This is a genomic window from Dehalococcoidia bacterium (assembly GCA_030648205.1).
In the GTDB taxonomy this organism is placed as follows: domain Bacteria; phylum Chloroflexota; class Dehalococcoidia; order JAUSIH01; family JAUSIH01; genus JAUSIH01.
The window spans coordinates 1-12,259 of the sequence record JAUSIH010000061.1 but is presented as its reverse complement, the minus strand read 5'-3'; the positions used below and the strand labels follow the sequence as shown (position 1 = coordinate 12,259).

9 protein-coding genes are annotated in these 12,259 nt (G+C 61.6%); 1 reads left to right on the top strand and 8 read right to left on the bottom strand.

Annotated elements, in window-relative coordinates; genetic code table 11:
- Nucleotides 1-385 precede the first annotated feature (385 nt).
- The 8 genes from Q7T26_08070 to Q7T26_08035 all read right to left on the bottom strand — a co-directional run bounded on the left by Q7T26_08070 (nt 386) and on the right by Q7T26_08035 (nt 11,427).
- Nucleotides 386-673: a GIY-YIG nuclease family protein gene (locus Q7T26_08070; GenBank protein MDO8532108.1), complete on the bottom strand. Its 288-nt coding sequence runs from the start codon at nt 671-673 to the stop codon at nt 386-388.
- A gap of 125 nt (nt 674-798) precedes the next feature.
- Nucleotides 799-2,460: a DNA methyltransferase gene (locus tag Q7T26_08065; protein ID MDO8532107.1), complete on the bottom strand. Its 1,662-nt coding sequence runs from the start codon at nt 2,458-2,460 to the stop codon at nt 799-801.
- A 1,293-nt stretch (nt 2,461-3,753) separates the two neighbouring features.
- Nucleotides 3,754-4,929 carry an LL-diaminopimelate aminotransferase gene (locus Q7T26_08060; protein MDO8532106.1) on the bottom strand — a complete coding sequence of 392 codons (1,176 nt, stop codon included), beginning with the start codon at nt 4,927-4,929 and terminating at the stop codon, nt 3,754-3,756.
- A gap of 50 nt (nt 4,930-4,979) precedes the next feature.
- Entirely contained in the window at nt 4,980-5,504 is a 525-nt protein-coding gene (locus Q7T26_08055) for an MOSC domain-containing protein (protein ID MDO8532105.1), read from the bottom strand.
- On the bottom strand, nt 5,497-6,375 hold the full coding sequence (gene dapF, locus Q7T26_08050; protein MDO8532104.1) for a diaminopimelate epimerase: 879 nt from the start codon (nt 6,373-6,375) through the stop codon (nt 5,497-5,499). The genes Q7T26_08055 and dapF overlap by 8 nt, the downstream gene beginning before the upstream one ends.
- A gap of 214 nt (nt 6,376-6,589) precedes the next feature.
- Complete coding sequence (gene miaA, locus Q7T26_08045; GenBank protein ID MDO8532103.1) at nt 6,590-7,624, bottom strand: tRNA (adenosine(37)-N6)-dimethylallyltransferase MiaA; 1,035 nt, start codon at nt 7,622-7,624, stop codon at nt 6,590-6,592.
- Between the two features lie 451 nt (nt 7,625-8,075).
- On the bottom strand, nt 8,076-9,548 hold the full coding sequence (locus Q7T26_08040; GenBank protein MDO8532102.1) for an ABC transporter substrate-binding protein: 1,473 nt from the start codon (nt 9,546-9,548) through the stop codon (nt 8,076-8,078).
- Between the two features lie 826 nt (nt 9,549-10,374).
- On the bottom strand, nt 10,375-11,427 hold the full coding sequence (locus tag Q7T26_08035) for a hypothetical protein (GenBank protein MDO8532101.1): 1,053 nt from the start codon (nt 11,425-11,427) through the stop codon (nt 10,375-10,377).
- Nucleotides 11,428-12,030: 603 nt separating this feature from the next.
- Between Q7T26_08035 and Q7T26_08030 the strand changes: the two genes are divergently transcribed.
- Nucleotides 12,031-12,259, top strand: a 229-nt coding sequence (locus Q7T26_08030; GenBank protein ID MDO8532100.1) for a transcriptional regulator, incomplete at its 3' end; no start/stop codon positions are given.

Sequence of the window (12,259 nt, the reverse complement as noted above, 5' to 3'; positions counted from 1 at the left end):
GGAAGGAGGACGAAGCAATCTGGAGAAGGGGGTGGGTCCCGCCGCCAGATTGCGGCGGCCCTCCGCAGCCTGTGGCTTGCCTGCCTGCCCTGAGCAGAGCCGAAGGGTCGAACCCATCGGGCCTCGCAATGACATTGTCGGCGAACTTAGGGGACTCCACACTCGGCTCTGTTGACAATTTGTATTTTCCCGCTCGTGGTGAGCCAGCCTGCCCTGAGCAGAGCCGAAGGGTCGAACCATGAGCGGCTTTCCCTGGCGCGTTTGTCGCAAGAATGCGCTAATGTGTGACCTCTGAAATACACTGCCTATTTAGACGAGCACCAGCGACTGGCGGGACGCGTTCTTGTCTCGTCATTCCGGCGAACGCCGGAATCCAGGAATCCCATTACACAAGCTCGTCACCCAGATCCCGCCAATCCGGGTTGTTCTTCTCAATGAGTTCCAGTTTCCAGGTGCGTTTCCACTCCTTCAGTGCCTTTTCCCGCGCAATGGCAGCTTCCATCGTCGCATGGACTTCATACCATACCAGTGTGTGGACGCGGTAACGTTTGGTAAACCCCTCCACCAGTCCCTGCTTATGCTGCCAGATACGCTGGACTAGATTGGAGGTCACGCCCACATAAAGGGTGCCGTTGCGCTTGCTGGCTAGCACGTAGACACAGGGTTGCTTCATTGTCCGCCTTGCATGGCCGACACCGGGTCTGGATTCCGGCTTTCGCCGGAATGACGGGGCCGCCGGTGCACGCCTGACATTCCCCTCGGAGCATCAAAATGTAAACAAATCTGGGGGACTCCACACTAGGAGTTTCCATTCTCCGCGTCCGACAGGAGTTGCCCCTGCCTGCCCTCCCGCCGCTGCGCGCGCGGGGCCTGCTTGAACTGCGCCGGACGCGCGCCGCGCCCCGGCATCTGGAACTCCTTGCCCGCAAGAAGTTCCTCGATGGTGCGTATCTGCACGCGCGGGTAATCGCGGTTCATCAGGTCGGAGTGGAAGAAGCCCGCGCTGACCGCCTCCGTCTCCATGTCGCGGGTGGGCTTCTCCAGCGTGATGAACAGGCCAAGCGCGGCGTCCTCCCGTTGCAGCACGCCTTTCAGGTCGCGTATGTACGCGGAGGAGACGTGCCCGCTCTTGACCTGCATGATGGCCTTCTGCGCGGTCTTGCGCGGCCCGTCTATGAAGTAGATGACGCCGTCCACGCCCTTGTCCGCGCCCTTCTTGTCCTCCTGGCGCGGCTGGCCGGTGGCGAGGGAGACCGCCCAGTACTGGAACTCATGGCGGTCATCCTGCGCGAGCTGCCGCGCGCTCTCCAGGTCCTCAGGCTCGCCCACCACGCGATAGTCCTTCTTGGGTTCTAGACCGAACATGTCCTTCAGCCGACTCTTCATCAGGGCCACGGCAAGATGCGTGATGTCCATGCCAATCCACTTGCGGTTGAGCTTGTGCGCCGCCGCGACCGCCGTGCCGCAGCCGCAGAAGGGGTCGAGCACGACGTCGCCCTCGTTGGAGGAGGTCTGGATGATGCGTTCGAGCAGGGCGAGGGGCTTTTGAGTTGCGTAACCTAGTTTCTCACTAGACCAACCTCTGATCAAGCTTATATCCGTCCAATTTGTAGTGACAGGTGTTCCTTTTGATTCGTCAAGATAACGCTTGTACATGGGAACTGTCCCGGGCTTTGTTTGAATGACACGGCCAGCTTGAACAAGTTGCTGCATGCGTTCCCTACTATAGCGCCAATATCGGGTTATCCCCATAACTTCATATGAGGGGTTGCCTTTGGCTGCTCCCCCTGGCCCTAACATGTTGTCAAGCTTGTATCTCCGCCCGTCTGGATCTGCGTATCGATAAAAATTCTCCACGTAATCCGGGTCTAAAGGGCCATAGAGCGGGTTGAATATATAGTCAAGAGATTTTGCGTAGAGCAGAAGCGTATCGTTGACCCGCCCAAAATGTTTGGCTCCTTGACCTGTGTCGCCTTTCGCGTCTGAGCGTTTCCATATAATCTCATTTATGAAGTTGCTTGGCTTGAATATAGCATCAAGCATGACCTTCAGGTAGTGGCTCGCGGTCGGGTCACAGTGCAGGTAGATGCTCCCCGTCGGTTTCAGTACCCGGCGCAACTCCACGAGGCGTATCGTCATCATGACCAGATACGCCATCATGTCGGTGCTTTTTAGTGCCTTGCGTAGAGCAACAAGTAGGTCTTTAGTTTCCTGTGGGGTGATGGCGCTCGCCAGAACGTCCGCGAAGGCGCGCTCGGCCTCCTGGCCCCAGTGCCACGTGTCCTCAAACGCCCTGATCTGGGCGGCGGACTCCTCCCCGCTGCGCTCCTTGAACAGCACGTTGTAGCTGGCGTTGCTGTTGAACGGCGGGTCCAGATAGATGAGGTCAACCGACTCGTCGGGAACGTGGTCGCGGAGGAGCTTGAGGTTGTCGCCGTAGTAGAGCGTGTTGGCGGTCATGGGCGCAGTTTAGTGCAAAGGCGCAAGACTCGCAAGAGGCGCGGGGCGTCCGTAATCCGTGGATTGCCGGCAGATGGCCGTTGGGCGCAAATGGGCACAGCAATCACCTGGCGGGTTGTATTTGATACCCCAGGCGTGTCCCCCTCTCTGTCATTCCTACGAAAATGCCGGGGCGGAGGTGGGTTGTCATACCGAGGAGGTGGTTGCACTCCCTGGCTTCGGACGGCGCTTCGCCGACGAGGCATCTGGGGCGCGGCGTTCTCATCCTTCCTAGTGCTGAATGCCAGCATGAGCGATTCCGGCGAAGAGCTTGCCCCGTACCTGATACGGGGCCGGGATCCAGCGTCGCCCGTTCGTCATTCCGGCGTACAGCTTGCCCCGTACCCGATACGGGGCCGGAATCCAGCGTTCCCCGGCGCTTCTCTGGATACCAGCTTTCGCTGGTATGACAGGGAATGGTTACCGCCGCTTCCTGAATGGGCGCTTTCGCGTGAGCCTGGTTGGTAAGAATCCACGGATTTTGGGACAGCCCGTTGGGGAACGCCGCCAACGACGCGGCCCGCTCGTGGATTCGACAGGGCCTGTCCTGAGCTTGCCGAAGGGTGAGGGTGCTCCCCTTCTGAGCGAAGCGAGGAATCTACCTCCATCCGCCTCCATTCCCGGCCCGCGCCTCGTAGGTGCAATCCGGCATGCCGGAGCGCCCTACAGTACCAACCCCCAACCCCTAGTCCCCAACCCCCAACCCCCACCGCCCCGCCACCCGCCCCTTGCCCCACCCCAAAACCGCGCGCTACTCTGTCAACAGAACGATAGTGTTACCGGGCGCATCGGCTCGTAGGGGCAGACCTGCGTGTCTGCCCTGCCGGATGCCGCATCCTCTCCCTCTCTGTATAACGGAGAGGGAGACCGAGAGAGCCTGTCCTGAGCGCAGTCGAAGGAGTGAGATAGAACTCCCAAACCCCAATCCCTAACCCCCAACCCCCACGCAGAAAGGAGCGTCCCCTATGCCCCATCACGCGGCGCGGTCCCGATGCAGCCATGCTCGCAACACCACGCCTGGCCCGTCGCCGTCTCCCCGACGAGACATAACCAAAACAAAACTCCGTAACTCAACCCGTCAGATACAGCACGCGGATAGGACAGGCCCCGAAAAAAAAATGCAAACAATTCAAATCCCTATCTGATACCCCGATCGTAGGGGCGCGGCATGCTAAGCCGCCCGCCTGAACCCGTCCTGTCTTCTCCCTCTCTGCACGCGGAGAGGGAGACCGAGAGAGTGAGGTAGACCGCCCCCTACCCCTTCAGTCCCTTCCACGCGCTCATGCGGCGCACACCCTCCTCCAGCTTGTCGTCGGACAACGTCATGGAGAGGCGGATGTACCCCTCGCCGGACGGCCCGTAGCCAATGCCCGGCGTCACGACCACGTTGATCTCGTCGAGCAGCCGCGCCGCGAAGTCAATGGACTTCTGCCCCTGCGGCAGACGCGCCCAGATGTACAGGCTCGCCTTCGGCGGCGTGACGCGCAAGCCCATCTTTGCAAGGGCAGGCGCCAGCCGGTCGCGGCGACGCTGGTAGATGCGGTTGTGCTCGTCCACGCAGCCCTGCGGGCCGTTCAGCGCCGCCACCGCCGCGAGCTGGATGGCCTGCGGGATGCCCGAGTCCAGGTTCGACTTGACCCGCATGAGCGCGTTCACCAGCTTCTCGTTGCCCACCACCATGCCGATGCGCCAGCCGGTCATGTTGTAGCTCTTGGACAGCGAGTGGAACTCCACGCCCACGTCCCGCGCGCCCTTCGCCTGCAGGAAGCTTACCGGCTTGTAGCCGTCGAAGGCTACCTCGCTGTACGGCCCGTCGTGGCATATCGCGACGCCGTACTTCTTCGCGAAGTGGACGGCCCGCTCGAAGAAGCCCAGGTCGGCGACGGCCGCGGTCGGGTTGTTCGGATAGTTGAGCCACATCACCTTCGCCCGCTGCGCCACCGACTGCGGGATGGCGTCCAGGTCCGGCAGATAGCCGTTCTCCTCCGCCAGGGGCATGTAGTAGGACTCGCCCCCCGCGAAGAGCGTGCCGACGCTGTACACCGGGTAGCCCGGGTCCGGCACCAGCGCCACGTCGCCCGGGTCAATGAAGCAGAGCGCCATGTGCCCGATGCCTTCCTTGGAGCCGATGAGCGGCAGGACCTCCTTGTCCGGGTGGAAGGTCAGGCCGAAGCGCCGCTCGTACCAGCCCGCCACCGCCTTGCGGAACTCCGGCAGGCCGTCCGTCTCCGGATAGCGATGGTTCGCGGGGTCGCGCGAGGCCTCGATGAGGCGGTCAACGATGTGCGGCGGCGTCGGGATGTCGGGGTCGCCGATGGCGAAGGAGACGACGTCAATGCCCCTGGCCCGCTTCTCGGCAATCTTGCGAGAGATCTCCACGAAGAGGTACGGGGGAAGCTGCTGCACCCGTCGAGCGAACTTGAAGTCCATCAGGCACTCCTATGTATTGCCCTGTGAGGTGGGAATCACGCGCCCCTACCTTAGAGTGACGCCGCCTCTTTGTCAATCGCTTCCGCGGCGGGCGTCCGCGTCACCTCCACCCTGTCACAGGGCCGCACCTCGCCCGTCGCGACGACGACCGCCACGACGCCGCGACGCCCCGTGAACGCGGCGACGATGTCCGGATGGTGCACGGCGAGGGTCTTGCACGGCTTGTTCTGGCCCGTGACCTCCACCACCACGCGCTCGCCGAGGCGCAGGCGGTCGCCGGGCTGAAGCTGCGAGAGGTCGCCAAGCCCCTCGACCAGCACGTTCTCGGCAAGGTCGCCCGGGCGCAGGCGGATGCCCAGCGCGACGCTGACGGCGTCGGTCGCCTCGCGCGCGACGATACTGACCTGGCGGCGGTTCGGCTCCGGCGGGCCGGACTTCTTGTGGCGGTTGATCGGGCCCGCGTGAAAGTCGCCCTCGACGCCCTGCGCGCCGACCGTGATGACAGGCTGAGGCGGCTTGGGCACGCCCGTATGGGGACTGGCGCAGACGGCGACGACCCGCCCCACGCTAGGCATGCGGCCTGATGCCGACGGCTTCAGGCCGCATCTCGCCCTCGAACACGGCCTCCGCCGGGCCGATCATGAACACCTCGCCCGCGCCGTCCCACTCCACGGCCAGCGGGCCGCCCGGCATCTCCACCTGCGCCTCCCGTCCGACGAGGCCCTTGAGCTGGGCGGCCACCATGACGGCGCACGCCCCCGTCCCGCACGCGAGCGTGGCTCCCGCACCGCGCTCCCATACGCGCACCCGCAGGCGGCCCTCGCCCAGCTTCTGCACGATCTCGAAGTTGGTGCGGCTCGGGAACAGCGCGTGGCGCTCCACTTTGGGCCCGACTTCCAGCAGCGGGAACCCGTTGGCATCGTCCAGGAAGTGGATGGCATGCGGATTGCCCATGGAGACGAACGTCAGCGCGAGCCGATGGCCGCCCACGTCCAGCGGGTAGTCCCGGACAGGCCCTTTTCCGGCGCCGTCCTTGCCCGGCAGACTGACGGGTATCTCCTGTGGGGCAAAGCGCGGCTGGCCCATCCCCACGCGCACGTGCGTCACCTGCCCGTCCGCCCACCGGGGCCAGAGCGTGATGACCCCCGCGCTCGTCTCCACCTTGAGGGGAGAGCGTTGACGGTCCACCCGACCGCTCTCCAGAACGAACTTGGTAAAGCAGCGCACGCCGTTGCCGCACATCTCCGCCTCCGAGCCGTCCGGGTTGAAGATGCGCATGCGCAGGTCGGCGACGCGGCTCGCCTGCGCGATGATCAGGCCGTCGGCGCCCACGCCGAAGTGGCGGTCGCAGATGCGCCGCGCCCAGTCCGGCCAGTCGGCGGCGGTCGGCAGCGACTCCAGGATGACGAAGTCGTTGCCCGTGCCGTGCATCTTGAGGAACTTCATTTTCTCCGAACCATCCCCCTGTATCCCCCTTCCCTTGCAAGAAGGGGGGGGGAAAACGATAGACGGGGGACACCCCCGTCGCCCCCAGCCACCCTGCGGCGCTGCACCTTCCAATCGAACGTGGGCCTCTGCGCCCTCTCCTGTCATTTTGAAGGACGTGATGGACGTCGTTTTCTCCCCTCTCCGTATGACGGAGAGGGGACAGGGGTGAGGCCTACCCGCCCACCAGCCACGCGCGCACCAGCGACTCGGCGGGAACGCACGGATCGCCCGCGGCGTCCAGCCAGCGGATGCGCGGATTGCTCCGGCGGAACCACGCGCCCTGATGCCGCACAAAACCGTGCACGCTCGACTTGGCTCGCGCGACTGCTTCCTCCAATGTTATGTCTCCACATAGGTGCAGGGCAATCTCCCTATAGCCTACCGCCGACATGGAAGGCAGGTCAAGGCCATAGCCCCGCTCCAGCAATGCGCGCACCTCCTCCACCCACCCCTGCGCCATCATGGCGTCCACGCGCGCGTCAATGCGCCGGTACAGCTCCCGCCGCTCCAAAGCAAGCCCTATAACCAGCGACTCGAACGGCGGCGGCTCCTTGCGCCGCAGGTCTGAGAACAGTGCGCCCGTGGCGCGGCACACCTCCAGCGCGCGGATGACCCGGCGGACGTTGCGCGGGTCAATGCGGCACGCGGCCTCCGGATCAATCGCCTCAAGCTCGGCGAACAGCGCCTGCGGCCCATCGCGCTCAGCGCGCTCCTGCATGGCGCTCCGGAACGCGGCGTCCGGCGGCACACGCGGCACCCGCACGCCTTCCAGCACCGCCCAGATGTACAGGCCGCTGCCCCCGACGAGAAGGGGGAGCCTGCCCCTGCTCAGGATGTCCTGAATGGCGGCGTTCGCCTTCTCCTGGTACAGCGCGAGGCTGAATTCCCCGTCGGGGTCAACGAAATCGAAGAGGTGATGCGGGACGAGGGAGCGCTCCTCCGGCGAGGGCTTGGCGGTGCCGATGTCCATGCCGCGATAGACCTGACGACTATCAGCGTTCACGATCTCGCCGCCGAGGGCCTGGGCCAGATGCAGCGCCAGCGCGCTCTTGCCGACGCCCGTCGGCCCCACGATGGCGACGACGCCGCGAGGAGATACAGGGATTACATGAGAGGGGCGCGATGGTGAAAGCCCGCGGTGAGGTGCGGGAGCATCGCTCCCGCTCCCGCCGGGGGTCTGGGGGTATCCCCCGGACACCCTATTCATCCCCCTCTCCTCGCGGAGAGAATAAGGGAAGACGATAATGCGTGCGCAAAAAAGCGGGTGCAGGGGCGCAGCCCCGCCGGAGGGTCTGGGAGGGGCCCTCCCAGATTCGCTTTACTTCTCCCCCCTTCTCATCGGGAGAGGGGGCGCGCACAAATGACCATTTGGTGCTGGCTCTATCCGTAAGTCTACCTCTACGAGGAAGATCGCCGAAGCCGCGTGATCAATCCGGAACGCAGATCTAAACAAGATGGTGTCGGGGCGAGCCCACTCGCCCCGACGTGATGGAAAACTTTACCTGCCGTCGGACGTTGCGGTCCTAGGCGTTGAAGAGTGGATCGGACGGCTCGCTACTGTTGCATAACGCGCGCCGTGGAGGGGGAGACGGAAGATTGCAACAACGCGCCACCGTACCGTGGCGAAACGTGTGCGCGCGCCGTAAACGATAGTGTGCCTACGGGCTCAGCCAGATACGGTCCAGACGATTGCCTGTGTAATCTGTTGCCGGAATGACAACATCGTGCACGTTTGGCCAATGCGCCTGGTAAGTACGAGGCCAAACGATAGGGATGAATGTGTATTGCCCCAAGACGTGGGTCTCGATATCCCGAATGAGTTCGCGGCGTTTGCCGATGTCATTCTCGCTCATCTGCTGAGACCATAATTGGACAAGTTTGGGATCACTATTGCCGGTATAGTTGAGCACGCCACCGGGCACGAAAAAACGACCCTGCATCAGTGGGTCAAGGGCTACATTTGCACCCGCCCCGACTGCCACATCAAAGTCCCCTTTGAGCGCCCGCGGGTAGAAGGCAGCGTCTGTCTGCGGATCCACCACTCCGCGTACGTTTATGCTTTGGAGTTGTCCGGTGACGAAAATCGCCGTCGTTTGCAGCAGGGGGACCGGGCGAGCAAGAACCGAGACCGAAAATCCCTGGGGATAACCCGCTTCCACAAGTAGTTTTTTTGCTTGTTCGCGCTCAGAAGTCTTGTCACGAAAGCCCGGTAGCTTGCCGAGTTCCTCTTGAGTGAGTCCCCAGCCAGGATAATTGCTGAACAGTCCGCCGATCAGACCGTCTCCTTCGGCTATGATCTTGACTGCCGCACCACGGTCAATCGAGAGATAAACCGCTTGACGTACACGGGGGTCATCAAAGGGCTTCTTACGAGTGTTAAGATACAACCCAACTCCTGCCGATGAATTGCTGGGTTTGAAGACGATTGCGGGCGCTTGCTGCCTGATTTCAGCGACCTCTGCAGGACTAAAGGATTCGAAAATACGACCGGCCAAATCGACCGAATGAGTTCGCAGAGCGGCCTTTTGAGTGGCGCGGTCCTTGACCAGGATCAGTTGAATCCCATCAAGATACGGAAGCCCGCTATCCCAGTAATTGGCGTTCCTAACAAGTCTTGCCCCGACGCCCGGCGTATAGCTCTGATACTCGAACGGGCCTGTACCAATGGGGGGCTTCGCGCGCAAGTCTCCGCGCTTTTCCAGCATAAAGCTCTTAGAATACATCGGGAAAAAGTCGATGGCGAATAGCTCTAGAAAAGGCGCGAAAGGATATTTCAGTTTTACTTGAATCGTTTGTGAATCCACGGTGTTCACTTGCTCTGTCACCGGTCCTAAAGCCCAAGCCAATTGAGGGATATCGCCTTGCAGGGGCGTGATGATTCTTTGAACGTTGAACGCGACGTCGTCGGCTGTTAGCAGCGTCCCATCCTGGAATTTGACGTTCTTTCGAATGTGGATTGTGAACGTGCGCCCATCAGGGCTAAGTTGCCAGCTTTCTGCCAAGTCAGGAAACAGTTTGATGCCTTCTTGTGGGTCGCGTTGCACGAGCAAATTGTACGCTGGTGCCACCCACCAATGAGCGTTGACGCAAGTGTATATGTCCAGGCACGCCGGTTCGGTAGCCAAAAGCATGCGGACAACGCCACCTCGGCGCGGGCTCGCACTCGCAGGGGTTGGAGAAGCGGAGACGGATACTGTCGGCTGTGCTCGTGGTGTAGGTACGGCAGGAGCCAGCGGAGTTGCGGGAATGGGAGTAGGGGGCTTGGCTGCTGCGGCTTGCGGCGGGGGGACTGGTAGCGTCGCACTTGGCGCACAAGCGCTCAAACCCAGCACCAGGGTGCTCATGACCGATAGAATGAAATAAAGCCTCGGCTTCCCCTGTATCTTCGACATACTATTCCTCTTGGTGCGATGGTTAGTGATGCCAGAACCGCGAGTTTCCCCCAGACATACTTTTGTGCCCGGAATTCGGATAGACTGTCGAGCTACACAACGAGTTTATTGCATTTGCATTTCTTTGTCAATGTATGTGTGAGGTCAGCGAAATTAGACACTTTTCGGAGGGGGTGAGAAACCCGAGAGTTTAGGGTCCTAGAATCCGTTCCCAAATTCGGCTTCATGGCTCGACAAGGTCACCATGAACGGAAAAGCCACCGCTCAGCCTGAGCTTGTCGAAGGGTGAGTAGGCATTTTGAAATGAGTTCTAGTGTAGGCTTCTTTCAGAGCGCAGAATGTAGCGCGCCAGCGAAAATGGAGCAGTTCTCCAGCCCAAGAAACTGAAGACACCCTGGGGGCTGCTAAAGCTCCGTCGCAGGGATAGAGTACCCCGGGAAGAAAGGAGCCCAGCATGTTCCAAGGAGCCGATCCGACCAGCCAGCAGGCTGAAGCGCGCACCCAGGAGACCCGGAGCGTCATGCGCCGTGTTCGTGCCGCGGCGCGGCGGTTTGGCTGAAGCGAATCACCGCCCGATTCGGCGGGTTACCGAGAGACTATCGCCGAATGTCGGGAGGAACGTAGAGAAGAATCCGCCGGGGCCGCCGCCTATGAGAACCATATAGTCCTCCCACTGAGGGATCATCGGCACCGTGCCGTCCACGACACGCTCAAGAAATCCTGGCCGCTCCTTGTATCTACGAGAGAACCATTCGACAGGGGCCCGTACTTTTTCCCACAAGTACTTCTTCAAGTGGTTCTTGGTGGGAAACAGGCGTTTCAGCAATTGCGCATGCGTCGGGCACAGAAGGAGAGCCGGTTCGCCCAAACCGGTATGGAAGTTGTTGCAACCGGTATCTACCAACGCGTGCTCGATGGTCTTGATGACATCCTCAGCGTCCGGGCTTGCTTCCACAATGGCATTGGTACCCTGAACTCCCAGGACAGTAACGGTGCTTTCGTCTCGCCTGAATCCGCGCTCTACATGCAATGGCTCCCAAGGATTCTCCTCCTCTAGTTCTCCCGCGCACAAGGAGTACTTGCCAGGCCATCCTTGGGTTGCCAAGTCCACCGTGCCCGGAACTGCGCCTCCCAAATTCATGAGGATCAGACGAATAGCACGCCCTATACTTGCGTTTGCCCGCCAACCGGGGCCCAAGAGACCTGATGAGCAATTAAGGCTGATCTCATGGCGGATTGGTCCGTTGATGATCAACATGGGCCCCGCTGGGGCCGAAGTGGATTGGATGGCGTTCAGGTTGAACTGAGGTTCCGTCATCGCCTCAACAGCGGCTAGGACAATGGGCATGTACTCTGGCTTGCAGCCTGCCATGACTGCGTTAACCGCTAGTTTCTCCGCTGTTGCGGGGTGATTGGCCGGCGGTATGACGGCGATCACTTCGCTCGCCCGTCGCCTCGCATACTCGATGAAGGCTCGAACGCGTCGCTCTGTTGGTGGGACGACCGGAAGGCCATCGGTCATCTTCCGTAACAGCAGGAAATCATTGATTGCCTCCAACTCATCCAGAGAATCTGGAAAGCTAATTCGCTTTGATGTGAGATCGATGTCCTTGGGCATAGAATTACCTCCACTACAGCTCTTGGCTGGCCCTCAGAGATCTATCTATAAGAAACACGCGCCACCTACAACTAGATTGAGCTCCGGCATCATAGTTGTTGGGGATGATGCTTGGGCAAAGTGCCCGACAATTGTAGCATGAGGCGAGCAGCGTCGCGCTGACCCCACTCGCTCCGACCAATCTTCACTCGCTCTCTCCTCAGGGATCGCTGTCCTCTGCATTGAGTACTGGGTGCAACGACTAGTGTAGTGCTTCCTAAATAGCATTAGTTATGCTAGACTGCTGGGTATGAGAACCAGCAGACACGTGCTCATCACGGAACAGGATCGGACTACGTTGGAACGGGTCGTGCGGAGCGGAAAGACGCCCCAGAAGGTGGCCCTGCGGGCGCGGATTGTGTTGCTCAGCGCCGCTGGCGTACCCACGGGGGATATCATGGCGCGACTGGGTACGACGACGCCTACCATCACCCGTTGGCGGAACCGCTATGCGGCGGCAGGAGTCCCGGGGCTGCTCAAGGACCGGAGCCGGCCCGGTCGCCCGCGGCGGAAGGATTGTCCGGAGATGCAACCAGGAGTGGCGAGCCGTGGGGAGCAAAGCGCATGGCGAAAGAGCCCGCGAAGAAGCCAGGCACCACCACTGAGAAACGGCTCGCCGCGGGCAAGAGCGCCGCAGTGGCTACAAAGCCTGCCGCCAAACAGAAGGCATCACCCGCCACCGCAGTGCCGCCGCAGCGCGCGCGCACGGCGGTGCACGGCACGTCTGCTCCTCCACCACCGGCTAAGCCAGCCCCCAAGAGCCAGCGTCACGGCCCCATGAAGAAGCCTGATG

Coding starts and splice junctions, on each gene's coding strand:
- miaA (MDO8532103.1), bottom strand. CDS start 7,624: ATGAATAGGGTGTCCGGGGGATACCCCCAGACCCCCGGCGGGAGCGGG.
- Q7T26_08055 (MDO8532105.1), bottom strand. CDS start 5,504: ATGCCTAGCGTGGGGCGGGTCGTCGCCGTCTGCGCCAGTCCCCATACG.
- Q7T26_08060 (MDO8532106.1), bottom strand. CDS start 4,929: ATGGACTTCAAGTTCGCTCGACGGGTGCAGCAGCTTCCCCCGTACCTC.
- Q7T26_08035 (MDO8532101.1), bottom strand. CDS start 11,427: ATGCCCAAGGACATCGATCTCACATCAAAGCGAATTAGCTTTCCAGAT.
- Q7T26_08040 (MDO8532102.1), bottom strand. CDS start 9,548: ATGCTTTTGGCTACCGAACCGGCGTGCCTGGACATATACACTTGCGTC.
- Q7T26_08065 (MDO8532107.1), bottom strand. CDS start 2,460: ATGACCGCCAACACGCTCTACTACGGCGACAACCTCAAGCTCCTCCGC.
- dapF (MDO8532104.1), bottom strand. CDS start 6,375: ATGAAGTTCCTCAAGATGCACGGCACGGGCAACGACTTCGTCATCCTG.
- Q7T26_08070 (MDO8532108.1), bottom strand. CDS start 673: ATGAAGCAACCCTGTGTCTACGTGCTAGCCAGCAAGCGCAACGGCACC.